25 protein-coding genes are annotated in these 22,697 nt (G+C 41.7%); 1 reads left to right on the top strand and 24 read right to left on the bottom strand.

Annotated features, from left to right (window positions below; translation table 11 throughout):
- Positions 1 to 96: 96 nt before the first annotated feature.
- Genes NSQ34_RS10070 through NSQ34_RS10100 form a run of 7 tightly spaced genes read right to left on the bottom strand, consistent with a single transcriptional unit; the run spans position 97 to position 5,668 of the window.
- A complete protein-coding gene (locus NSQ34_RS10070; protein WP_176967034.1) occupies positions 97 to 1,080 on the bottom strand; it encodes a biotin--[acetyl-CoA-carboxylase] ligase in 984 nt (327 codons plus the stop codon).
- Positions 1,053 to 2,255: a CCA tRNA nucleotidyltransferase gene (locus NSQ34_RS10075; protein WP_176967033.1), complete on the bottom strand. Its 1,203-nt coding sequence runs from the start codon at positions 2,253 to 2,255 to the stop codon at positions 1,053 to 1,055. Before NSQ34_RS10075 ends, NSQ34_RS10070 begins: the two co-directional genes overlap by 28 nt.
- Positions 2,248 to 3,393, bottom strand: a complete 1,146-nt coding sequence (gene bshA / locus NSQ34_RS10080) for an N-acetyl-alpha-D-glucosaminyl L-malate synthase BshA (RefSeq protein ID WP_081124530.1) — start codon at positions 3,391 to 3,393, stop codon at positions 2,248 to 2,250. The genes NSQ34_RS10075 and bshA overlap by 8 nt, the downstream gene beginning before the upstream one ends.
- A 2-nt stretch (positions 3,394 to 3,395) precedes the next feature.
- Complete coding sequence (gene bshB1 / locus NSQ34_RS10085; RefSeq protein WP_046311596.1) at positions 3,396 to 4,100, bottom strand: bacillithiol biosynthesis deacetylase BshB1; 705 nt, start codon at positions 4,098 to 4,100, stop codon at positions 3,396 to 3,398.
- Positions 4,087 to 4,506 carry a methylglyoxal synthase gene (gene mgsA, locus NSQ34_RS10090; RefSeq protein ID WP_034280445.1) on the bottom strand — a complete coding sequence of 140 codons (420 nt, stop codon included), beginning with the start codon at positions 4,504 to 4,506 and terminating at the stop codon, positions 4,087 to 4,089. The genes bshB1 and mgsA overlap by 14 nt, the downstream gene beginning before the upstream one ends.
- Before the next feature lie 17 nt (positions 4,507 to 4,523).
- Entirely contained in the window at positions 4,524 to 5,327 is an 804-nt protein-coding gene (gene dapB, locus NSQ34_RS10095; RefSeq protein WP_176967032.1) for a 4-hydroxy-tetrahydrodipicolinate reductase, read from the bottom strand.
- Between the two features lie 5 nt (positions 5,328 to 5,332).
- Complete coding sequence (locus tag NSQ34_RS10100) at positions 5,333 to 5,668, bottom strand: nucleotide pyrophosphohydrolase (protein ID WP_024422788.1); 336 nt, start codon at positions 5,666 to 5,668, stop codon at positions 5,333 to 5,335.
- 137 nt (positions 5,669 to 5,805) lie between these two features.
- Between NSQ34_RS10100 and NSQ34_RS10105 the strand changes: the two genes are divergently transcribed.
- A complete protein-coding gene (locus tag NSQ34_RS10105; protein ID WP_024422789.1) occupies positions 5,806 to 6,678 on the top strand; it encodes a YitT family protein in 873 nt (290 codons plus the stop codon).
- A gap of 30 nt (positions 6,679 to 6,708) precedes the next feature.
- Here NSQ34_RS10105 and ypjB read toward each other — a convergent pair whose 3' ends face one another.
- The 17 genes from ypjB to trpE form a co-directional block, all read right to left on the bottom strand.
- Positions 6,709 to 7,512, bottom strand: a complete 804-nt coding sequence (gene ypjB / locus NSQ34_RS10110) for a sporulation protein YpjB (RefSeq protein ID WP_176967031.1) — start codon at positions 7,510 to 7,512, stop codon at positions 6,709 to 6,711.
- A 65-nt stretch (positions 7,513 to 7,577) separates the two neighbouring features.
- Positions 7,578 to 8,171, bottom strand: a complete 594-nt coding sequence (locus NSQ34_RS10115) for a DUF1405 domain-containing protein (protein ID WP_024428102.1) — start codon at positions 8,169 to 8,171, stop codon at positions 7,578 to 7,580.
- A gap of 100 nt (positions 8,172 to 8,271) precedes the next feature.
- Positions 8,272 to 9,039 (bottom strand): menaquinol-cytochrome c reductase cytochrome b/c subunit, encoded by a 768-nt coding sequence (locus NSQ34_RS10120; RefSeq protein ID WP_024422792.1) that lies wholly within the window; start codon positions 9,037 to 9,039, stop codon positions 8,272 to 8,274.
- A gap of 41 nt (positions 9,040 to 9,080) precedes the next feature.
- A complete protein-coding gene (gene qcrB / locus NSQ34_RS10125) occupies positions 9,081 to 9,755 on the bottom strand; it encodes a menaquinol-cytochrome c reductase cytochrome b subunit (RefSeq protein ID WP_003215804.1) in 675 nt (224 codons plus the stop codon).
- Between the two features lie 2 nt (positions 9,756 to 9,757).
- Positions 9,758 to 10,264 carry a ubiquinol-cytochrome c reductase iron-sulfur subunit gene (locus NSQ34_RS10130; protein WP_007500911.1) on the bottom strand — a complete coding sequence of 169 codons (507 nt, stop codon included), beginning with the start codon at positions 10,262 to 10,264 and terminating at the stop codon, positions 9,758 to 9,760.
- A 144-nt stretch (positions 10,265 to 10,408) separates the two neighbouring features.
- Positions 10,409 to 10,855, bottom strand: coding sequence for a YpiF family protein (locus NSQ34_RS10135; protein WP_034280438.1), 447 nt, complete (start codon positions 10,853 to 10,855; stop codon positions 10,409 to 10,411).
- Positions 10,856 to 10,916: 61 nt separating this feature from the next.
- Positions 10,917 to 11,456: a ReoY family proteolytic degradation factor gene (locus NSQ34_RS10140; protein ID WP_008344562.1), complete on the bottom strand. Its 540-nt coding sequence runs from the start codon at positions 11,454 to 11,456 to the stop codon at positions 10,917 to 10,919.
- 75 nt (positions 11,457 to 11,531) lie between these two features.
- Positions 11,532 to 12,803: a tetratricopeptide repeat protein gene (locus NSQ34_RS10145; RefSeq protein ID WP_024428100.1), complete on the bottom strand. Its 1,272-nt coding sequence runs from the start codon at positions 12,801 to 12,803 to the stop codon at positions 11,532 to 11,534.
- A 280-nt stretch (positions 12,804 to 13,083) separates the two neighbouring features.
- The gene (gene aroA, locus NSQ34_RS10150; protein ID WP_268456453.1) at positions 13,084 to 14,370 is read right to left on the bottom strand and encodes a 3-phosphoshikimate 1-carboxyvinyltransferase; all 1,287 of its coding nucleotides are present in this window, start codon (positions 14,368 to 14,370) and stop codon (positions 13,084 to 13,086) included.
- Between the two features lie 10 nt (positions 14,371 to 14,380).
- Positions 14,381 to 15,496 (bottom strand): prephenate dehydrogenase, encoded by a 1,116-nt coding sequence (locus NSQ34_RS10155; RefSeq protein WP_024422796.1) that lies wholly within the window; start codon positions 15,494 to 15,496, stop codon positions 14,381 to 14,383.
- Between the two features lie 114 nt (positions 15,497 to 15,610).
- A complete protein-coding gene (gene hisC, locus NSQ34_RS10160) occupies positions 15,611 to 16,708 on the bottom strand; it encodes a histidinol-phosphate transaminase (RefSeq protein WP_024422797.1) in 1,098 nt (365 codons plus the stop codon).
- Positions 16,709 to 16,719: 11 nt separating this feature from the next.
- On the bottom strand, positions 16,720 to 17,523 hold the full coding sequence (trpA, locus tag NSQ34_RS10165; RefSeq protein WP_212051737.1) for a tryptophan synthase subunit alpha: 804 nt from the start codon (positions 17,521 to 17,523) through the stop codon (positions 16,720 to 16,722).
- Positions 17,520 to 18,719: a tryptophan synthase subunit beta gene (trpB, locus tag NSQ34_RS10170; protein WP_122631040.1), complete on the bottom strand. Its 1,200-nt coding sequence runs from the start codon at positions 18,717 to 18,719 to the stop codon at positions 17,520 to 17,522. The genes trpA and trpB overlap by 4 nt, the downstream gene beginning before the upstream one ends.
- On the bottom strand, positions 18,700 to 19,368 hold the full coding sequence (locus NSQ34_RS10175; RefSeq protein ID WP_103131999.1) for a phosphoribosylanthranilate isomerase: 669 nt from the start codon (positions 19,366 to 19,368) through the stop codon (positions 18,700 to 18,702). The genes trpB and NSQ34_RS10175 overlap by 20 nt, the downstream gene beginning before the upstream one ends.
- Positions 19,365 to 20,117, bottom strand: coding sequence for an indole-3-glycerol phosphate synthase TrpC (trpC, locus tag NSQ34_RS10180; protein ID WP_025093058.1), 753 nt, complete (start codon positions 20,115 to 20,117; stop codon positions 19,365 to 19,367). The genes NSQ34_RS10175 and trpC overlap by 4 nt, the downstream gene beginning before the upstream one ends.
- The gene (gene trpD / locus NSQ34_RS10185; protein ID WP_024422802.1) at positions 20,110 to 21,132 is read right to left on the bottom strand and encodes an anthranilate phosphoribosyltransferase; all 1,023 of its coding nucleotides are present in this window, start codon (positions 21,130 to 21,132) and stop codon (positions 20,110 to 20,112) included. The genes trpC and trpD overlap by 8 nt, the downstream gene beginning before the upstream one ends.
- The gene (gene trpE, locus NSQ34_RS10190; RefSeq protein WP_268456455.1) at positions 21,104 to 22,651 is read right to left on the bottom strand and encodes an anthranilate synthase component I; all 1,548 of its coding nucleotides are present in this window, start codon (positions 22,649 to 22,651) and stop codon (positions 21,104 to 21,106) included. The genes trpD and trpE overlap by 29 nt, the downstream gene beginning before the upstream one ends.
- Positions 22,652 to 22,697: the final 46 nt, after the last annotated feature.

The raw sequence follows: 22,697 nt of genomic DNA on the forward strand, positions 1-22,697 counted from the left end.
AAGGCAGAAATTTATCGAATTTTTCTTCCTAACAGGTACAGTTCTTTGCAGATACTGCCCACACGAAGTATATCAAAAATGCGCCGGGTGTTCCACTCAAGTTGACTTGATCTCAATGTCTGCGGAGTAGATTTTTTGGATACCGTCCTCCGTTTTAAGCAATAAAACACCTTCTTCATTGATGCCAAGCGCCTTCCCCGTATATTGCCCATTGACGGTGCGGGCAACAATATGTTGACCGATCGTCATCGCAAACGATTCCCATAATTGTTTAATCGGCGCAAATCCTTGCTTCATGTAATCGTCATACCTTTTTTCAAAAGTGGACATCATCTGTTGTATGAGTGCAGCCCGATCCACTTTTTCATTCAGTTCCATTCGCAGACTTGTGGCGACATCCTTTAGTTCATCCGGGAAGTCATCAACTGTTTGGTTCACATTAATGCCCGGCCCAATGATGACCGCATGAACCTGGTCAGCTTCTGCTTTTAATTCAGTCAGAATGCCAACGACCTTTTTTCCATTCAACAAAATATCGTTTGGCCATTTAATAGATGGATTGAGTCCTGTTTGCTGCGCAATCGCTTCTGCGATGGCTACAGATGCCAAAAGCGTCATTTGCGGCGCTTTATGCAGCGGGATCTCAGGCCGGAGAATAAGACTCATCCAAATGCCTGTCCCATTTGGTGAATGCCACGTTCTTTGAAGACGCCCTTTTCCGTTTGTCTGATGATCGCTGACAACGATTGTGCCGTGGGGCGCACCTTCATTGACAAGATCATGGGCAATCAGCTGAGTGGAAGCGACTTCTTTCTGAAAGTAAATATGCCTGCCGAAGCTCTCTGTTTCCAGACCAAACAGAATTTCGTCCTCACTAATTTTGTCCGGTTTACGAAGCAGACGGTATCCTTTTCTTCTAACTGCTTCTACCTCATACCCCTCTTTTCGCAAGTCCTCCATATGCTTCCACACAGCTGTTCGGGAGCAGCCAAGCTCATCACAAATCTGCTGACTTGAGACAAAATCATGGCTGGATTCTGTAAATAGTTCAATTAATCGTTTTCTAATTGCGGATCGCATGCTTTAAGCCACTCCTCTATGGCTTCTTTTCGGTTTTCTAAACGGTTTTGCAAAACGGCTTTTTTCACAAAATCAAGCTCCTCTGCAATCCATTTCCCAGACGGCTTTTGCCGAAAGGCCATTAAATCTTTTCCTGAAACAGCGAGGTCTTGGAGCTTTTTAATCGGAAGTGCATCATAAGAACGCTTCGCTGCCTCCAGTTCATCAAAGAAAATGCGGCGCTCATGTTTTAGCTGTGTAATCTTCAAACTAGATAAGAGCACGTGTTCACCAGCTTCAAACATGTTTTCCGCATCCCAGTCACAATCAACGTATTGACTAATAGCTACTGCGTCTTTCAAAAGCTTCGTTGACAGCTTCCATTCTTTTAAGAAGGCCGCAGCCTCCGCTTCATTTAAACCTAGCAAATGGATGCAAGCCCCCCATACCTCTTCTAGTCCATCCAGTAAGTAATATGGAAAGGCTTGAAAGAATTCATGAAGACGCTCCTCTTTGAGACCTGGCAATTCTTCATATAATTTGGTTGAAATGAGTACTTGAATGGCCTTCTCACAATGACGGCCTTTTAAAAGCTTCTCCATTTCAATCTTTTTGCGCTCAACTGATATGTTGGCAAGCAGATGCTTATCCTTTTTCATAGCTTCAGCCGTTTCATCAGCGAGTTCAAAGCCAAGCTGGCTTAAAAAACGGACAGCTCTCATCATGCGAAGCGCATCTTCTTGAAAGCGGCACGCAGGATCTCCTACGGTTTGAATTCGTTTCCGCTTAATATCCTGTTTTCCACCTACATGATCAATAATTTCCCCATTTATATCCATGGCCATCGCATTAATCGTTAAATCTCTTCTTAAAAGATCTTCCTTAAGCGACGTGATAAACGCCACTTCTTTCGGTCTGCGAAAATCTTCATATTCTGATTCCGTTCGAAACGTCGTGACCTCATAGCTGACACCATCATGCAACACAATGACAGTGCCATGCGCCTTACCGACATCTACTGTTTTTTCAAATAAGGACTCAACCTTATCAGGTGTTGCATCTGTCGCAATATCGATATCGCCGATTTCCCGTCCTAATAGAACATCTCTCACCGCTCCGCCGACAAAGTAAGCCTGATGCCCATGTTCGTGCAGTGTATGTAATATAGGGATCGCATGTGTGAATGGTTCATTCATCTTCATCATCACCTTCGATCAATTCTAGGTAAAGCTTCTCATATTCACTCACAATCTTATCAGAGGAGAAATGAGCCTGAACACTAGACTGAGCTGCCGCTGACACTTTTTCATGAAGCGCTTCGTCTTTCAGCAGAGACACTGCGTGCTTTGCTGCTCCATCTATATCGCCGAGCGGGACAAGAAACCCTGTTTCTCCATGTGTAATGACCTCTGGAATACCGCCGACATCCGTACCGATACAAGGGACACCGCATGCCATTGCTTCAAGAAGCACAAGCCCAAAGCTCTCCTTCTCCGAAAGAAGCAGCTTCAAATCACTTATTGAATAAAGCTCCTCAACCTTCTCTTGCTTGCCTAAAAACAATACGCGGTCTGTCAGTCCTAATTTTTTCACGAGTTCACATACAACCGATTTCTCAGGACCATCACCAATGAGCAGCAGCTTTGCCTGCACCTGTTCAGAAATCTTTTGAAACACATGAATCACATCATGCACCCGTTTCACCTTTCGAAAGTTTGATACATGGATGATGACCTTTTCGTTCGGTAAAAGACCATAATGTGTCTTTAACAAATCGTGATCTTCACGCAAATACACCCGTTCATCAACAAAGTTATGAATCGTATCAATTTTTTTATCTGGTTTGATGAGATCGTATGTCTGCGCAGCTAATGAATGCGACACCGCTGTTACGCGGTCCGATGATTCGATGGCGAACCGGATCACTTCTTTTAATGATGGATCATAGCCTAAAACCGTAATATCCGTTCCATGAAGCGTCGTAACGACTTTCACAGAGTGTCCAGTCATTTGTTTGGCTAGAAACGCACAGACAGCGTGCGGGACTGCATAATGCGCGTGAATAATGTCAAGCTTTTCTCGTTTTGCGACTTCGGCCAATTTACTTGCCAGCGCAAGGTCATAAGGCGGATATTGAAAAACTGCATATTGATTCACATCCACCTCATGAAAATAAATATTCGGATATACTTTATTAAGCCTAAACGGAATGCTAGAGGTAATGAAATGAACATCGTGCCCTTTTTCAGCTAAACGTTTTCCAAGCTCCGTGGCGATAATGCCTGAGCCGCCGACACTTGGATAACAAGTAATTCCGATCTTCAGTTTTTTCATAATTACCCCCCAAGTAAGTCATCGTCTATTAAAAGTGGTTTCTTTGTGATAAACCCTTCTGCATAAGCTTTGTTGACTTCTCTTCCATACATAGACTCTCTCATTTTGACAAAATCAATATAACCGTTCACAAGAGGTGTCTCTACTGAGTTTGCCGATTTAACAAATTGGCTTTTATACGCGTGCAAGCTATCAATTTTTTGGTGCATTTCCTCAGAAATATCGATCACAAAATCTGGACGATGGTGCCCATTAATCATGTAATAATACATTTGGCTTATTTTATGCGCTGGCTGCTTGTATGAATCTTCAAATTTATGTATACCTGCAGAAAAAGCGGCCTCTTCTACAAGTGAGCCCGCATGGCCATGATCTGGATGCCGATCTTGGTGGTACGGAGCGAAAATCAGTTTCGGTTTGTATGTTCGAATCACGCCCGCAATTTCCTTCATCGCTTCGTCGTTTAGATAAAGCCCTCTATCTGGCAGTGTAAGCTGGATTCTCGCTCTGACACCTAAAATAGCGGCGGCGGCTTTTGCTTCTTCTTTGCGGCTCTCGACTGTTCCATTTGAAGATAATTCGGCCTGGGTCAAGTCGCAAATCCCGACGCGCGCCCCTTTTTTTACGTATTTTGCAATCGTTCCGCCCATTCCGATCTCTACATCATCGCTATGGGCACCGAATGCAAGGATATCAAGTCGTTTCATTTGTTCCTCCGTTTTTTGCTACATCTCGAAAATCAAACGTACCTTTATTTAAATTCCTGACTAAAATTTCAGCAGTTCCCATATTGGTGGCTAATGGAATGGTATACACATCGCAAAGCCGGATGAGTGCAGATACATCCGGTTCATGCGGCTGCGCAGTTAGCGGGTCTCTAAAAAAGAGCACAAGATCCATTGCATTATCAGCAATTAAAGCACCGATCTGCTGATCTCCCCCAAGTGGTCCTGATTGGAAACGATGAATGGGAAGCCCCGTCGCTTCTTTCACTCTCAAACCTGTTGTCCCTGTTGCGTAAAGTGTATGATCTGCCAAAATATCACGATACGCGGTGGCAAACTGAATCATGTCACTTTTTTTCTTATCATGAGCGATTAAAGCAATGTTCATCAGGAATCCACTCCTTATTAGTCGATGATATTTTCTAAACCATAAACGAGCTGATCAATGTGCATGACCTGCTCTACTGAAAGCTTCACGCCTGACATAAAGGATGCACGGTTATAAGAATCATGACGAATGGTGAGCGTCTGTCCGTCCATTCCAAACAGCACTTCTTGATGTGCAATCATACCAGGAAGTCTCACGCTGTGCAGACGGATACCATCATAATCGGCTCCTCGTGCCCCTTCGATTAATTCTTTCTCTTCTGGATGTCCCTGCTTTTTGCTTTCTCTTACTTCTGCAATCATTTCAGCCGTTTTTAAGCCCGTACCGCTTGGGGCATCTAGTTTTTTATCGTGGTGAAGCTCAATGATTTCAACGTCAGGGAAATAATTCGCGGCCATTTTAGCAAATTTCATCATTAAGACCGCACCGACAGCAAAGTTTGGTGCAATAATACAGCCTATGCCCTTTTCTTCTGTTAATTGCTGAAGCTCTTTTAGGTCATCTTCTGAAAATCCAGTTGTTCCTACGACTGGACGCACGCCATGTTCAAGTGCTTTTTTTGTATGTACTTTCCCGATTTCAGGTGTTGTCAGATCAATTAATACATCTGGTGCTGTTTCTGAAAGACACACATCAATATCCGTATAAATCGGTGCATTAGATGTTGTATGAATCACATCAGATAATTTTTTTCCTTCATGCGTGTGATCAAGTGCGGCCACCAGCTCAAAATGGCCTGTTTCATCCGCCAGCTTCACAGCCTCTATCCCCATTCTTCCTCTTGCTCCAGCGATTACTACTTTGATGGTTTCGTTCGTCATCGTCTCTACTTCCCTTCTTTTTTCGTCCAGCGGTCTTTATCTCTTGTATTGAATTTATGCATCACACGATCATGTGCTTCTTCTAGTGAAATATCAAGTGAATTAGCGAGGCATGTTAACACAAACAAAACATCGCCAATTTCTTCTTCCATGCTTTTTTCTGTTTCCGTTGTTTTTTTCGGCTTTTCTCCATAGTAATGGTTAACCTCTCTTGCCAGCTCCCCTAATTCTTCTGTCAGGCGGGCCATCATCGCAAGCGGGCTGAAATAGCCTTCTTTAAATTGTCCTATGTAATCATCTACTTCTTGCTGCACGTGACGCAGCGTTTTTTCTTTCGTCATGAAGCTCATCCTCCTATCCATCTCTTACATGTTAGCGAAATCATAAATATTTGACAAATGTTTAAGACTCAGTTTGCTTGTTTCTCTCCCATACCATATAATATTATCGCTGTCTAAGCAAAAAAAGGAGTGGTCTCTTGCTAAAAGAAATTCGTCTTAAAAATATCGTATTTATTTTAATAGGATCTGCGATTTTTTCTTTCGGTCTTGTTCATTTTAATATGCAGAACAATTTGGCGGAAGGCGGATTTACAGGTATTACACTGCTTTTATATTTTCTATTTCACATTGACCCATCTATTTCAAACCTTGTCTTAAACATTCCGATCTTTTTTATAGGTTGGAAAATGCTTGGCAGAACGATGTTTACTTATACAATTGTAGGAACAGTGAGTCTTTCTGTCTTTCTTGCCATCTTCCAGCGCTTTCAAATACATATGCCTCTCCAGCACGATTTAGCCTTAGCCGCCCTCTTTGCAGGTGTATTTATCGGAACAGGCCTCGGGATCATCTTTAAATTCGGCGGTACAACAGGCGGTGTGGACATCATTGCAAGGCTGATCAACAAGCATTATCAGGTGGCCATGGGACGAACGATGTTCATCTTCGACGCATGCGTCATTACCATCTCTCTGACCTACTTAAATTATAAAGAAGCGATGTATACACTTGTCGCAGTGTTTGTTGCTGCGAAGGTCATTGACTTCATGCAGGAAGGCGCTTACGCTGCCAAAGGCGCCATGATTATCTCTGAAAAAGATGACATCATTCAAAAGAAAATCACAGATGAAATGGAGCGCGGTGTCACCATCCTAAAAGGGGTCGGTTCCTATACGAAACAGGAGCGCAACGTCCTTTATTGCGTCGTTCCGAAAAACGAGCTTGTCCACCTTAAAAGCGTCGTGACCTCAGTCGATCCTCATGCGTTTGTATCTGTCAGTGACGTGCATGATGTACTCGGTGAAGGCTTTACATTAGATGAACACAAAAAGCCGCTCAATCCGCATTAAAAAAGAAGCACCAGTTTTGGGCTTCTTTTTTTATGATTTAGGATAATCAGCCTGACGTTTTTGTTTCTTTTCTTTTTCGGCACGATATTTCCGAAATCCAACATACGTTAACGTTAATAAAATGATACTCCCGGTTGTTAGGATGACCCATAAAAGCGATGGATCAGCTTCATCTTCATCGACGTGAGCAAACACACTCGATAAATCCTCTTCCAGCTTCGTGAGACGTTCAATCTTTGTCCCACTTGATGCTTTTAAAAACTCACCTTGCTCAATTACTTCCATGTGCTGCTTAATTGTCTGCAACTTTTCAGACGAAATATCAATGGTTAAACTTGGATAGATCATATCGTATAAAGAAACCAGCTCATTCCAAGTTTCATAAAATGTCGTCGATTCTGGATCTTTTACTTCTTTTTTCAAAGTAGGAAAAGACCCCATAATGGGCTTCTCCAGCGAACCCCAAAGAGGCTCAGAATTCGACTGGATCGCATCAAGCAGCATTCTAAATTGAGAGGCATAACGAAGCTTTTCGCGCTCATTCAATTCTTCTTGCGGCAGCCCTTTTATCATATCTTGATAGCCAAGTGTAATTTGCCGAATCTGCGTATTCGTCAAAGTTCCACGCCAATTCTCAGCTTTAAATGTCTTTTCAACATACAATGCGACTTGTAACGCCTCATCATATTTAGCTTGTCTCGTTAATTGAAAGATGGAATCTGATAGTTCCGTTAATTCTTGCAGCGTGTTAGCAGCTGTTTCCTCACCTTTGACAACTGCTGGCTGTAATACGAGAAAAAATAATAGAATCATCGCGATTGGCTTTCGTTTCATGCAAGTCCCTCCTAGCCCTTCTCCTTACAGCGTATGAAGAAAAGGACAAGGTTAGACCAACATTGTTAAGGGAGTTCCAGCTTGACCGATTTTTTCGATAGAACAAGATAATACGAAACAAGAAGAACCGCAATACTTAGCCAAAACGTCACGTAGCCGATCTCGTTTGAGTAAGCAGACAGCATAGAATAACGGGGCATCATACCAAATACATAATCAATTACATCATTATGTAATATCCAAATGCCTGCTACCACGAGATGACGCATTTGAAAACGATAATATGGCGCAAACAATACAGCCTGAACCGCCATCGCAAAGTGAGACCCAATCAGCATGTATCCTTCCCACGGAAAATCATCAACAGATAAAAGCACAAAGATATTCATTCCTACCGCCCATAACCCATATTTAATCAAGGTCACAAGAGCAAGTGCTTCAAAATAAGGAGCATTTCGTTTCATCAAAAACGCAAGTAATACAAATAAAAAGAAAAAGCTGGCCGTTGGACTGTCTGGTACAAAAGCTAAAAAGACAGCCGGTGTCTCTACGAGCTGCGGAATATACCAATAGTAGCCGTACACAGTGCCAAGGAAATTGATCATAAGCACCAGCACAAGCATGTAGCGCGTCGCTAGCAAATATTGAATCCATCTCATATGTCTCTTCACTCACGATCTGTTAAAATCAGAAAAAAGCTGACAGCGCCAGCTTTTTCTCTTTTGAGTATATCCTTGTACTTGCATTTAAACAACTGAATTATTTTGATTTGACCTCAGATAAATATTTAGAGAGCTTCTCAAGTTCTTCATCACTGCCTTTAAAGACACCCTTCGGCATGTTGCCTTTTCCTTCTACAGCGATTTTAGCGATCTCCTCAGGCGAAAGACCGTTGTCAACGAGTGACGGTCCAGCTGCTCCGCCCTGCATGTTATCCCCGTGGCAGGAGATACATGTCTGCTCTTGATAAATTTTATATTCTTCAGCTGAAGTATCAATCTCTGCTTCTTTCTTAATCTCACCTTGTTTTGCCGCTGCTTCCCAATCATGAGTTGCAACAGACTCCCACGTTAAATATGTTGCTGCGCCGACTGCAAGAATCATCATCCCGACTGCAATTGGTCTTCTATACGGTCTGCGTTCTGGACCTGAATCAAGAAATGGTGCGAGCAAAAGTGCACCAAACGCAATTCCAGGCATAATCATCGCGCCGACGACAGTGAAGTTTCCTGCAGCAAATTCATATTTTAATAACTGGTACAAAAATAGGAAATACCAGTCTGGCAGCGGAATATAGCCAGTATCTGTTGGGTCAGCCATCCGCTCAAGCGGAGGCGCATGAACAACAGTTAGGACAAGAAAGCCAATTAAAAAAACGGCACCTACAAGCCATTCCTTTAAAAGAAAGTTCGGCCAAAAGGCTTCTGTTTTTCCCGGATATTCGGAATAGTCTTTAGGTATGTTAGGTTTTCTTTCTGCCGGTATTCTGGAATCTCCGACAAACTTCATCCCTTTTCCCCTATGCAAAGTCATCCCCTCCTCATTGAACATTCATCAAACGCAGCATTTTATAGCGGTCCAGAAATTCCTTGCTTACGAATCATAATAAAGTGGGCAGCCATCAGCCCAAATAATGCCGCTGGCAAGAAAAAGACATGGATAGCGAAAAATCTCGTCAGCGTTTGTGCCCCTACAATGTCAGGATGACCTGCAAGCAGCGTTTTGATCTCTTTACCAATGAAAGGTGTTGCTTCTGCTATTTGAAGACCAACCTTAGTCGCAAACAGCGCCTTCATATCCCATGGTAAAAGATAACCTGTAAAACCAAGTCCAAGCATCACAAAGAAAATGAGCACACCAACAATCCAGTTCAGCTCTCTAGGCTTTTTATACGCCCCTTGGAAAAAGACCCTTAGCGTATGTAAAAACATCATCACAATAACTAAACTCGCACCCCAGTGGTGCATCCCTCTGACAATCTGGCCAAATGCCACTTCATTTTGCAAATAATAGACAGATTCCCAGGCATTTTTAATATCCGGCACGTAATACATCGTTAAAAACATGCCCGAAAGGACTTGAATGACTGTCACAAAAAACGTTAAACCGCCAAAACAATACACAAAAGCGGAGAAATGATGTGCTGGGTTGACGTGCTCTGGCACCTCGTGATCCGCAATATCTCTCCATATTGGTGTAATGTCCAGCCGCTCATCTACCCAATCGTAAATCTTGTTAAGCATCGTTACCCTTCCCCTTTCGGCACAGCTTTTCCAAGATAGAGGTATCCGTCCTTCACTTGCTGCTTATAATGGTCAAGCGGTGCAAGCGGTGGAGTTCCGGGTACGTTTGTACCATCCTTGTCGTACAGCCCATAATGGCACGGGCAGAAAAATTTGTTTGGATTTTTCGGATCACTGTTCCAGTTCACTGTACATCCTAAATGTTTACAGATTGGCGATAAAGCGACAATTTCATCCCCTTCTTTGTACACCCATGCTGACCTAGATTCCTTTGACTCGTACCATGCATCTACTTGATCAATTTTAAAGTCAAAGCGCTTCGGTTCCTTTGTCAGTTCATCTACACTGACAACTTGAACCATATCCTGATCCTCTGTTCCTTTTAGCACAGGGTCAAGCGCAAAGCGAACCATAGGCATGAGCATTCCAGCGGCCATAAATCCCCCCACGCCGGTCAACGTGTAATTCAAAAATTGACGCCTGGACACTCCATGTCTCTTCTCGCTCATTTTTTTCTCCCCCCCTCAGGTCGTCAGCTACTTTATAACTGAATTAGAAAAAATTTCATAAAACTAGGACACCCTCATAATATATCAATCTATTCACAAGGTCAACATCCTAAAAAGCTATGTACAATGCAAATGTAAGGGTTTTTATGAAGGGTTCCATTTTTGTAACAAAAAGTTCAAAATTTGTTCTACACTGTCTTGAATCACTTTTTGCTTTAATTCAACCTTCAAATGCTCCAGCGGAACCGGCTTGAGCAAAAATAGCGATTCACTGATCTCAGTATGCTCTTTCCACTGGTGATCAGATGTGATCAATACGACATGCTGAAAATGATCTTTGAGCGACTGCTTCATTGTGAGTATGTCTTCTTGTTTCCGGTCACTCACTTCCAAATATGTATGTGGCGGAAAAAGAAAAACCCGCCCTTTTAACTGTCTTTCAAGTTCATCTGCTACAAGAATAGTAAACTCTCCTAAAGACACGGTTTGTTTCATTTGATCGGCATCAATCCCAACTAATGGAATGATAGCGGTATCAATGTAAGCTTTAGATTGCAAAAAGCGATCCGCGTCCTCTGCTTGAAACTTCATCAATTTCCCCTCTTTCATGACATAAGCCCTGCCTGTATAGGGCAAGGCTTATTCGCTCAGTTTATGACAATAGGCTTAATTCTTTTGCCAGCTTATTAAATGTTTCTTGATCATGACGGTCAAGTGCTTCATCTATCTCTTTCATGAGCCGTTCTTTTTGGAAAGTTGCGATTGAGTGCTCAAGCACTTTCTCAGCAAGATCCTTATCTTTTTCGTTCTCATAAAGATCCTTTGGAATATGAGGATTTGTTTCAAGAACAGCTGCATATTCCGGCGAACGATAAGCAGAACGGAAATTCAATTGAATAAACAAATCCTGCTGTTTATTCAAACGAATATCATGAAATGACTTTTCAGCATCTGTCGTCATGATGTTTTCTTTATAAAATCTAAAGGGAACTTCATCCACACAGTGTGTTGACATGATGATTCCCCTTGGGCAAAATTCTGCTTGCTCTACAAAATGAACCTTTTCCATCAAAGAGTCGTGACTCATTAAATAATTTAATATCCAAACACACTCTCTTCGCTTTAGCTGATAATGGTTTAAGAACCACCGGATAAATTCCTTTTTTTCATTGACAGAAACAGGGGTCTGCATGTTATTCCCTCCTCTATCGTAAATTAAATTGCTATACATGAATTATTCAACAAACCAGTTCTTCATTCCTGCAAACTATAAGGAAATTTCGTCTTCAATTCTTAAAATCGTTTCTTCAATTTCTTCATTCGTGCCATCTTTCTCTAGAACTTTGCGTAATAACGGCAATGCTTCTTTTTGTCTGCCCTCTTCTAAAAGGAACGAGGCGTATTCATATAAAAAGTCACGTTCCTCATCAAAATCAGGCAGGGCAAGCTTGAAATACTCGGCAGCTTCTTTGTATTCTTCTCGCCCAACAGAAGCAGATGCAGCATACCAATTCCATTTTGGATCATCTTCCCCAAAGCTTTTAACCTCTTTAATAACATCCAGAATTTCATCAAACAGCTCTTCATTTAAATAGATCGCCAGCAATGTTTGAACTGCTTCAATATAACCCGGATCGAGAGCAAGTGCTTCTTGAAGCAGTTTTTTCGCATCTTCTGAATCCCCATTTTTCAAATCAATCTTAGCACCATATAAATATAATTCTTTGTTATACTCATCAACTTTAATACCCTCTTTTACTACTTCTAAAGCCTCGTGATATAGTCCTTCTTCCTCATAACTTTTCGCTAAAGGCATATAAAGTGACGAATAGGACGGATCAATATCTTTCAGTTCTGTAAGCTGCTGAATGGCTGTTTTCGTTCTGCCAGCCCTCATTGCTGTAAATCCGTAGCCAAAAAGAGTATTTGGGTCTGCCTGATCTTTTACTGCCTTTTCGTACCATTCAAGTGCATCCTCAAATTCTCCAGCTGTGCTGAGCGATTCAGCGAGCCGCTGATACACATTGACACCGCCAACCTCATGCTGCTGATCTGCCACTTTGTAGAAATAATCGGCCGCTTTTTTTGAAAGGCCTTGAGAAAAATACAACTCACCTAATGCAAAATCGATGATGGCTTCATTCGGAAGTAGTTCTTTCGCTTTTAAAAGCTTTTGTTCACTGACTTCAAATAGTCCTTGCATTTGATACAAATCTGCCATTAACAATAAACTCTCTGGGTACGCATCATCATCTTCAGGAATCGTTTCTAATACTGAAATCGCCTTCTCTTCTTCATCAGAGTCAATCAACAGCTCTGCATAAAAACACGTTAAACCTGTTTCCTCTGGATATAAATCATGTAAATCACTGATGAGATTCCGTGCTTTATCGATATCTCCCCAATCATAATATAATTGAGCCGCTTGCGCCTTTTCTTCATCATGCAAATGCTTCTCTGCTTGAGCAAGTGTTTGGAGTCCTTTTTCAGTCTCACCCGCCTCAACTAATTTTATGGCTTCTTGTAATGAACTATTCAAATCAAACCGTTCCTTTCTGTTTCCAAAAACCTAAACTATTGTTACTTCATATCATAATCGACAGGTACACATCCAGCAAATATGTTGCTCTTTTAAAATGAACCCATTTTTGTGTTTTAAAGACTGTTTTTCATTTCATCCTATACGAAACTGATGATTTGTAAACTGCAGACACTATTTTTATCGGACAAAATGTTTTTTTTCAAGGTTTCACCTTGAGACAAGCTATGCTATATTTCTGACAAATATGCAAAAGGAAAGAAAAAGCCTGAGGACCTCCTCAGACTGTTTTCGTTAAATATTCAATGTGTTCAAAGAAATTCGGGTATGAGACACGAACAGCATCTGTATCTTCAATCTCAATTGCTTGCTTTGTCACACATGCGGCAATTCCCAGCATCATACCGATACGGTGATCTCCGTAGCTTGAGACGACTGCGCCGCCTTGAAGCGTAGTTTTACCATGAATCTTCATACCATCATCTGTTGCTTCAATATCAGCACCGAGTTTTTTAAGTTCTGATACGACTGTATCAATTCGATTGGTTTCTTTAACTTTTAACTCAGCAGCATCTTTAATGATCGTTGTTCCTTCTGCTTGGGTCGCAAGAAGCGCAATAATCGGAATTTCATCGATGAGTCTTGAAATCATGTCACCAGAAATTTCAATCCCTTTTAATGATGAAGTAGAAATCGTTAAATCACCATACGGTTCTCCGCCTTTGGCATCTACTTCATTGATCTCAAGGTTTGCACCCATAAGTTTCAGCACATCAATAATACCTGTTCTTGTTTTGTTTAGTCCGACATTTTTTAAGACAATCCGGCTGTTAGGAACGATTGATCCAGCTACAAGGAAAAATGCAGCTGAAGAGATGTCTCCAGGAACAAATATATCTGTTGCTGTTAATGTCTGGCCGCCTTCAATGGAAACACTTTGTTCATCTTCATCTAGTTTTACACCAAACATAGAGAGCATTCTTTCTGTATGATCTCTTGATTTATGTGGTTCAGTTAATGTTGTTGTACCCTCTGCTTGCAGCCCAGCTAAAAGGACAGCCGACTTAATTTGTGCACTTGCCACCGGAGACTCATAAGAGATGCCTTTTAAATGACCGCCACGAATAGACAGTGGTGTATACTCGCCATTTGCTCTGCCGTCTATTTTGGCTCCTAGTTGTTTCAGCGGACCCGTCACACGTTTCATTGGTCTTTTGGCAATACTCTCATCACCAATTAGTGTACTGTGAAACTCACAACCAGCTAATATTCCCATCATTAATCGAATGGTTGTACCAGAATTGCCAACATCGAGAATGTCAGACGGCTCCTTGAGCTCTTTCAGTCCTTTACCATGAATGACAACATCTGTCCCTTGTTGTTCAATTTCAACGCCCATCTTTCTAAAGCAATCAATCGTACTTAAACAGTCAGCTCCAGGAAGAAAGTTTTTCACTACTGTGGTCCCTTCAGCAATTGCACCAAACATCACTGATCTATGTGAAATAGATTTATCACCTGGGATATGAATTGCTCCATTCATAGGAGCATTTTTATGAATTTTCATGTTTATCACCTCAGTCAGCATAAAATGTATCGTAATTCGCTCTATTTTTTATACAGATTTCTGCACGCTTGCGGTCGTCGTCTGTTTGAAAACTAATGCGTAAAATCCCATTAATGTCTTCCCGCGTCTCAATAATACGGATATTTGTAATACTAATGTTTTCACTTGCTAGATGCCCTGTAATCTCCGAAATAACCCCAGGGTGATCCGGAACATCGACATACAGATCATAAAAAGCAGGAATGGCTCCTTTTTTCCTTAGAGGCAGTCCATCACGATATTCCTTTGCATCTTGAAAATAAGAGAACAATCCTTCAGCATCTTCTTGCTCTACGAAGGTTTCAATGCGGTTAATCTCTTTTTTCCATTCATGGAATCGGTCTAAAATCTTGTGTTTATTGTGCAGCAGGATATCCCTCCACATTGCAGGATTGCTTGAAGCAATTCGTGTGATATCACGAAAGCCTCCAGCAGCAAACCGTTTAACAAGTGGGAATTGTTCTTCAAAATGATGTGCTTGATGCACAAGGCTGGCTGCAACAATGTGAGGAAAATGGCTAATTACACTTGTCACAGCATCATGTTCTTCTGGTGTCATCTCGATGAAATGAGCATTTGTCCCCTTTAACAAATCCATCAACCGATCAACAGCTTGGCGGTTTGTTTCCTTTGCAGGCGTTAAAATGTAGAACGCATTTTCAAATAAGAAGTCTTTTGCTGCAATAACACCTGACTTATGAGAGCCTGCCATTGGATGTCCACCAATAAATTGGTACTGCTCAGGCAGCGCTTTTTCAGCAAAATGGACGACCTTTTGCTTTGTGCTACCAACATCAGTGATTGTGAGCTCTCTTTCAATTCCAGAGTCTGCAATATCACTAAGCATCTTTACTGTTTGCTGGACAGGTGTTGCCAAAATAATGGTCGAAGATTCTTCTAAACCAGCCAGAAACGAATCAGCTGTTGCATCAATAATTCCCAGCTTTGTTGCAGCAACCATTTGCTCTTTGGAAACATCAAATCCTACAATTTTTTTATGAGGATACTCTTTTTTAATCGAGAGTGCAATGGATCCCCCAATTAAACCGAGTCCAGCGATTAATATTGTTTCGTTTGCATCATTCATATTCATCACCTGATTTTTCGCGAAAATTAAACAACCTATTTCAACAGCTTATATGTATTGAGGTTGGTACAATGAAAGCCATATCCTGCCTTAGGATATGACTTTATGGTTATGCTACGCACGAATGCCTTGCAGTAAATCGGCAAGTGTGCTTAGAATGTCTTCATTTTGCTCTTTTGTTCCGACGGTAATACGTAAAGAAGTCGGAAAACCAAGTGCTTTACCGGAACGAACAATGTAACCTTTTTTCAATAATGCATTGAACAATTCATCTGCATCTCTTTTAAAATCAATCAGCACAAAGTTTGTTTGAGATGGATAGATATATAGTCCAAAACGGTCTGCAAAATCTTGATATTGCTTGAGACCTGCTTCGTTTTTTTGTCTGCATGATTGTATGAAATCTTGATCTTTGATCGCTGCACGAGCAGCTGCCTGAGCGATACGGCTGGTATTAAACGGCTCTCTCGCTGGTTCAATGGCAGTAATCAGCTCTTCTGATGCAATTCCGTAGCCTACTCGAAGCGCTGCAAGTCCATATGCTTTAGAAAACGTTCGAAGGACAATGACATTTTGATAATTGTGTAATAAAGATAAACTGTTTGGAAAATCTTCCGCACGAACGTATTCAAAATACGCTTCATCTAGAACAACAAGCACGTGAGCTGGCACTTCGTCTAAAAACGCCACAATCTCAGATTCTGACAAATGATTTCCTGTCGGGTTATTTGGATTACATACCCAGACAACCTTCGTGTTTTCATCGATCGCATCCAGCATGCCCTTCAGATCGTGAGCTCCTCCTTCTAAAAGAGGCACTTCTCGAATTTCAGCATGTTCAATCACTGCATTGTGACGGTATTGCGGAAAAGATGGAGATGGGATGACGGTATTTGTATGTTGGTCAAGGAATGCTCTCGCAATAATTTGCACAAGTTCATCTGAGCCGTTCCCGAAAATTAATTGTTTTTCACTTACTTGAAGAAACTCAGCAAGCTCCGTTCTTAAACTTGCGCTGTATCCATCAGGATAAATCGCTAAATGTTCGAGCTCAGCTTGTATTGCCTCTCTTGCATGTACAGAACATCCAAAAGGGTTTTCATTTGAAGCCAATTTCACAATTTTGTCTAATTGATATTCTTTTTTGACCTCTTCAATTGGTTTCCCAGGTTGATACGGTTTTAGCTGTTTTAATTGATCTTTGATTTGCAAAATGTTTCACCTCATTTGAATGAATAGAGGGCACTAAATGTTTTTGCATATGTTTCAAATTCTCTTAAAGCCTCTTGACGTGTATCACTTGCCAGCAATTGTTCTTGAAGCTCTTCAATTTTTTTCACAAGTGCACTTCCGACAACAACACCGTCACTCAGTTTATTCATTGAGTCTACCTGCTCTCTTGTTGAGATGCCAAAACCGACCGCAACCGGTATGTGACTCAGCTGTTTCACTTGTTGAATAAAATCTGTAATTGATGCGTCAAAGGATTGTCTGACACCTGTTACACCAAGAGATGAAACACAATACACAAAACCTTCAGCCTGCTCTACAATGTTTACTAATCGTTCCTTGCTTGTTGGTGCAACGAGTGAAATATATGAAATGTCATGTGTTTGACAGTTCTTTTGCAGCTCGCTGCTCTCTTCAAACGGCAAGTCGGGTGTTAAGAGTCCCGAAATATGATTTTTGCGCAGTAAAGCGAAAAAGTATTCTGTGTCTAATTGTAACACAGGATTATAATACGTAAATAGAATTACAGGAATTTTTACACCGTTTTTTTTCATCTTCCCTGCTAATTCTATCGCTTTTACGATATTCATGCCATGATTTAGAGCTCTTTTGGAGGCTCTTTGAATGACAGGACCGTCTGCTAATGGATCGGAATAAGGAACACCGAGTTCAATCGCATGTGCACCGGCTGCTTGAAGGGAGATAGCTAAATCAATCGTGATGTCTTCTGACGGATCGCCAGCTGTGATAAATGGGATAAATAATTTTTCGCCTTGCTCTAATTGAAATCTAATCATTTTGTTTTCCCCTCACTTTCGAGCACGTTCATTAATGTATGCACATCCTTATCGCCTCTACCTGACAGGCAGACAAGGACGATTTCGTCTTCATTCATCGTCTTGCTTACCTCAAACGCTTTGGCTAGCGCATGTGCAGATTCAATTGCTGGCAGAATTCCTTCTTTTTCAGTCAGCAGCTTTAGTGCATCTAGTGCTTCTTGATCTGTCGCACTCACATATTGAACCCGCCCGCTCGCATGTAAATATGCGTGTTCTGGTCCAATTCCCGGATAATCTAAACCAGCGGAAATAGAATATGGCTCAATAATTTGGCCAAATTCATCTTGAATTAAATATGTCAAAGACCCGTGGATCACACCTTTGGTTCCTTTCGTGATGGTTGCAGCATGGAGCGGCGTATCGATTCCTTTTCCAGCTGCCTCTACACCAATGATATCTACTTCTTCATCTAAAAATGCCCGGTACATTCCAATGGCATTACTTCCGCCGCCAACACAGGCAATGACTTTATGAGGAAGCCTTCCTTCTTTTTCAAGCAGCTGCTCTTTTGCTTCATCACCAATCATGCGCTGGAACTCGCTGACGATTTGAGGATACGGATGAGGGCCTACAACGGAGCCGATCATATAAAAATGATCACTGCAGTGCTGAACCCAATAGCGGATGGCTTCGTTGGTTGCATCTTTTAGTGTGCCATTTCCGCTTGTGACAGGTATGACTTCAGCGCCCAGCAGTTTCATTCGAAAGACATTGAGTGATTGTCTTTCCACATCTTCTTTTCCCATAAATACCGTGCAGGATAACCCGAACTTTGCGGCCACCGTTGCAGCAGCTACTCCGTGCTGGCCCGCGCCTGTTTCTGCGATGATGTTTGATTTCCCCATTTTTTTCGCAAGCAGGGCCTGACCAAGCGCATTGTTAATTTTATGAGCACCCGTGTGGTTTAAATCTTCTCTTTTTAAATAGATTTTTGCCCCGCCGAGGTATGCTGATAATTGGTCAGCATATGTAAGCGCAGTTGGTCTGCCTGAATAGTTTCGAAGTAGTGATACATATTCTGCTTGAAAAGCAGGGTCTTCTTTTAATTCACGAAATGCCTGCTCGATTTCTGCAAGTGGCTGCATGAGCGTTTCCGGGACAAATTTCCCTCCGAATTCTCCGTATCTGCCAATCTCATTTGGATATGCGTACATCATTTAACATCCTTTCTTCGAGCGCTTCGATCTTAGCGCTGCTTTTCTTTCCGTTTTCTTCTATTCCGCTTGAAAGATCGATCGCTTCTGGACCATAGGCAAGGAGCTCTGCTATCGTTTCTGGTGTGATGCCGCCTGCAATTATGCAAGTTTTCTCCAGCCGTTTTGCATGCTGAACGTATGCAGGCACCGCCTCCCAAGCAAAAGCTGTTCCAGAGCCGCCTCTCATCCCTTTTACTTTCGCATCAATGAGAAAGCCATCGACAACAGGTGCAAATGCCGTCATTTTTTCAAGCGTGTTTGTGATATTGGATGCGTGGTGGAACACTTTCCAAACGACAGCCCCTGTTTGTTGTTTGATTTCTTTAGCGTCATCCTGCGTTTCATCTCCATGAAGCTGTACGATATCTAAAGGTATATGTTTTGTGATCTCACACACTTTTTCGATCTTTTCATTTACAAATACACCGGCAATTTTTTTCTCACACTTTGTTTGGATGAGCCATTGTTTCACTTGATCTGGCTGGACTTGTCTTTTACTTGGAGCAAAAATAAATCCAATGGCATCTGCGTGAGATTGCGCAATACATTCCACATCATCTTGTGACACTGCCCCGCAATATTTTACATAAGGCTTCATCCTGTTCATTCTCCAAACAATGTCTGAACAGCTTTTTCTTGTGATTGTTCTCTCATTAATGATTCTCCTACAAGAACTGCACCCGCTCCATGTTTCTTCACAAAGGCCAGATCATCAAATGTTTGAATACCGCTCTCACTCACTAGTAAAACATCTTTTGGAACAAGGGGTGCGATCTCTTTTGTTTGTTCGACTGTTGTTGTAAATGTATTTAAATTCCGGTTGTTCACTCCAATGATTTCAGGAGTGAACAACTTTAAAATATTTTCCAGTGTATCTGCTGCATGTACTTCGACAAGGACATCAAGGCCTTTCTCTTTCGCTTCAGCATAGAGCTCTTGCAGCTTTTGCGGCTCAAGTACTTCTCCAATTAATAAAATGGCATCTGCCCCTATACGTCTTGACTCTTCTACCTGTATGGAGTCAATGATGAAATCTTTTCTTAAAATTGGACGATCTACGTGTTTTTTAATGAGGGATAAGTATTCGTTTTTCCCTTGAAAGAACGGTTCATCCGTTAAAACAGATAAGCAATCAGCGTTTGATTTTTCGTAAGCTTTTGCTGTTTGTAAAGGATCAAAATTCGGTTGAATGATTCCTTTGGAAGGAGACGCTTTTTTCACCTCCGCAATGAGACCAATTGAGCGATGAGGATTCATGAGTGCTTCTTTAAATGATCGTCTTTCAAAGTGTCCATCTACTGGTAACTGCAATGTTTGAATATGTTCTTTTTTGCGGGCAATGATTTGATTAAGCATAGATCTCTTCCTCTCTCGTTTTTTGTTTTAAACGAGCCAATTGTTCTTTGGCTGCGCCGTTTTTAATCGTTTCAATTGCTTTTAATGTCCCGGCCATGAGGCTTTCTGACTTCCCTGCGACATATAAAGCCGCTCCAGCATTCAGGGCTGTAATATGAAGCGGCGCCCCTTCTGTTTGATGATTCAATATATTCTGAATCAATTTAGCACTCTCTTCCGGTGATTGGACCTGAATTTCTGATAAATATCCTTTTTGCAGCCCAAAGTCTTCTGGATTGAGTGTATATTCTGTCATGACATCTTTTTTGAGTTCAATCACATATGAATTTGCTGTAATCGTTAATTCATCCAGTCCATCTTCTCCGCAAACAAACAGCACATGTTCTGGCTCTAACGGTGCAAGGGCTTCTGCCATTAATTTTGCCTTTTCCTTTGAGTAGACACCGATGATTTGCTTTTTGGCTTGCATTGGGTGGCAAAGCGGGCCTAAGAGATTAAATACCGTCCGGAAGCCGAGCTGCTTGCGGACTGCGGCTACTTGTTTCATAGATGAATGATACAATGGTGCAAATAAAAAGCCCATGTTTTTCTCTTGTATTTGTCTTCTTGTTTCTTCTGGTGTGGATTGAATATGAATCCCAAGACACTCTAGTACGTCGGCACTCCCGCTTTTAGAAGAAACTGATCGATTTCCGTGTTTGGCGATTTTGGCTCCAGCAGCGGAAGCGACAATGGCAGCGGCAGTTGATATATTAAAGGTGGAGAGTCCATCGCCTCCTGTGCCGCAAGTATCTACTACATCAAGCGCTCGTTCCATTGGTGCTGCATTTTGCCGCATAGCTTTCACAAAACCCGTCATTTCTTCAGCGGTTTCTCCTCTATGCGCTAAAATCGAGAGACTAGCAGCGACTTCAGCATCTGTTAAAAAGCCGCTCATCATATCATGCATGAGTTTATTTGCTTCATTTTCTGATAGAAAGCCTCCATTAACAAGAGCTGATAGTCGGTGATTCATCCTGCACACTCTCCTTTTCTGAGAAAATATGTTCCGCAAGCTGAATGGCTTTCAGAAGTGCTCCTGCCTTGTTACAAGTCTCTTCCCATTCATTTTCTGGGACAGAATCAGCCACAATGCCGGCGCCTGCTTGTATAGAAGCGGTATGATTTTTGACGCTCATCGTACGAATCGTAATACAAGAGTCGATATTGCCGTCGAATCCAATATAAGCAATACAGCCGCCATACGTTTCCCTTGGCTCAGGCTCCATTTCATTTAATAATTGCATCGCTCTTATTTTCGGGGCACCTGTTAATGTGCCTGCTGGGAATGCGGACATGAGCGCATCAACTGGATGTGTATCCCGCTTTAGCTTTCCTGTCACAATGGAGATGATGTGCATGACATGAGAGAAGTTCACTACTTTTGTAAAGGTTGGTACGGACACACTGCCGTATTCTGCCACACGGCCTACATCATTTCTGGCAAGATCCACTAACATGTAATGCTCGGCTTTTTCCTTTTCATCTTCAAGCAGCTCTCTTGCTAGTTCAGCATCCTCTTCTCTTGTTGTTCCTCGTTTTCTTGTGCCAGCAATAGGATGAATTTCTAAATGCCCATTTTTGGCATGGATTAATCGTTCTGGTGAGCTGCCGACTAAATCACGATCTTTTAATTTCATAAAATACATATAAGGAGATGGATTCACAATCCGAAGCACGCGGTATAACTCAAATGAACTCACTGATACAGGGATATCAAATCGCTGCGAGAGTACGCCTTGAAAAATGTCACCCGCTCGAATGTATTCTTTGATTTTTTCTACGTCTTTTAAAAATTGCGCTTTTTCATAGGTTGACGTCACATGTTCAAAGGATGGCGGCTCATTCATATTCCCTGATAAAATCAGTTCTTTCATATCAACCTTTGAATGGAGCTTGTGAATCATCTGTTCAAGCTGCTTTTGTTTTTCTTTGTAGGCGCGTATTTTTTCGTCTTCTGTTTCATGTCCGGTTAGCTGCGTGTACTGGATAAAATGAACATGATTTGTTTCATGATCAAATGCAATCATCGTTTGGCAGACAAATAATGTGCAATTTTCTATCGTCGATGCGCTGCGGTGAGGCCTGACAGAGGGTTCAATGTTTGGGATCAGATCGTAGCTTAAGTACCCAACAGCCCCGCCTGTAAATGGGATATCAATATCTGGCGTTTTGATTTGATATTGCTCTTTCATCCAATCTAGCAGTTCTTTCAGCTCTTGCTTTTGCATGAGTTTCTGCCCCGCAGCGTCACGTGCAATGTATTTGTTTTGGTCATCGTGTAAGGTTAAAAACGGGTGCAATCCAATGAAGGAATATCTCGACCAGCTGGAAGACTCATCTTTGCTTTCTAGCAAATACACAATATCTTGTTTGAGTTTTTCAACAATTTGAATCGGTGAGAGCGTATCGACTGTAATGGTTTCAACAATTGGGATCGTTTTGTAGGACTCGCTGTCCTTTAAAAATTGGGTCAGGTTTGATTGGGAATTCATAAGCACACTCCTTAAATGGGATTAAGGAGAATGAGGGGACATATAG

This window comes from Bacillus sp. FSL P2-0069, from assembly GCF_038593315.1.
Classification (GTDB): Bacteria; Bacillota; Bacilli; order Bacillales; family Bacillaceae; genus Bacillus; species Bacillus safensis.

Bases quoted from the DNA above. Each gene is read 5' to 3' on its own strand.
- NSQ34_RS10070 (WP_176967034.1), bottom strand. From the start codon at position 1,080: ATGCGATCCGCAATTAGAAAACGATTAATTGAACTATTTACAGAATCC.
- NSQ34_RS10075 (WP_176967033.1), bottom strand. From the start codon at position 2,255: ATGAATGAACCATTCACACATGCGATCCCTATATTACATACACTGCAC.
- bshA (WP_081124530.1), bottom strand. From the start codon at position 3,393: ATGAAAAAACTGAAGATCGGAATTACTTGTTATCCAAGTGTCGGCGGC.
- bshB1 (WP_046311596.1), bottom strand. From the start codon at position 4,100: ATGAAACGACTTGATATCCTTGCATTCGGTGCCCATAGCGATGATGTA.
- mgsA (WP_034280445.1), bottom strand. From the start codon at position 4,506: ATGAACATTGCTTTAATCGCTCATGATAAGAAAAAAAGTGACATGATT.
- dapB (WP_176967032.1), bottom strand. From the start codon at position 5,327: ATGACGAACGAAACCATCAAAGTAGTAATCGCTGGAGCAAGAGGAAGA.
- NSQ34_RS10100 (WP_024422788.1), bottom strand. From the start codon at position 5,668: ATGACGAAAGAAAAAACGCTGCGTCACGTGCAGCAAGAAGTAGATGAT.
- ypjB (WP_176967031.1), bottom strand. From the start codon at position 7,512: ATGAAACGAAAGCCAATCGCGATGATTCTATTATTTTTTCTCGTATTA.
- NSQ34_RS10115 (WP_024428102.1), bottom strand. From the start codon at position 8,171: ATGAGATGGATTCAATATTTGCTAGCGACGCGCTACATGCTTGTGCTG.
- qcrB (WP_003215804.1), bottom strand. From the start codon at position 9,755: ATGCTTAACAAGATTTACGATTGGGTAGATGAGCGGCTGGACATTACA.
- NSQ34_RS10130 (WP_007500911.1), bottom strand. From the start codon at position 10,264: ATGAGCGAGAAGAGACATGGAGTGTCCAGGCGTCAATTTTTGAATTAC.
- NSQ34_RS10135 (WP_034280438.1), bottom strand. From the start codon at position 10,855: ATGAAGTTTCAAGCAGAGGACGCGGATCGCTTTTTGCAATCTAAAGCT.
- NSQ34_RS10140 (WP_008344562.1), bottom strand. From the start codon at position 11,456: ATGCAGACCCCTGTTTCTGTCAATGAAAAAAAGGAATTTATCCGGTGG.
- aroA (WP_268456453.1), bottom strand. From the start codon at position 14,370: ATGAAAATTCATAAAAATGCTCCTATGAATGGAGCAATTCATATCCCA.
- NSQ34_RS10155 (WP_024422796.1), bottom strand. From the start codon at position 15,496: ATGAATGATGCAAACGAAACAATATTAATCGCTGGACTCGGTTTAATT.
- trpA (WP_212051737.1), bottom strand. From the start codon at position 17,523: ATGATTAGATTTCAATTAGAGCAAGGCGAAAAATTATTTATCCCATTT.
- trpB (WP_122631040.1), bottom strand. From the start codon at position 18,719: ATGTACGCATATCCAAATGAGATTGGCAGATACGGAGAATTCGGAGGG.
- NSQ34_RS10175 (WP_103131999.1), bottom strand. From the start codon at position 19,368: ATGAACAGGATGAAGCCTTATGTAAAATATTGCGGGGCAGTGTCACAA.
- trpC (WP_025093058.1), bottom strand. From the start codon at position 20,117: ATGCTTAATCAAATCATTGCCCGCAAAAAAGAACATATTCAAACATTG.
- trpD (WP_024422802.1), bottom strand. From the start codon at position 21,132: ATGAATCACCGACTATCAGCTCTTGTTAATGGAGGCTTTCTATCAGAA.
- trpE (WP_268456455.1), bottom strand. From the start codon at position 22,651: ATGAATTCCCAATCAAACCTGACCCAATTTTTAAAGGACAGCGAGTCC.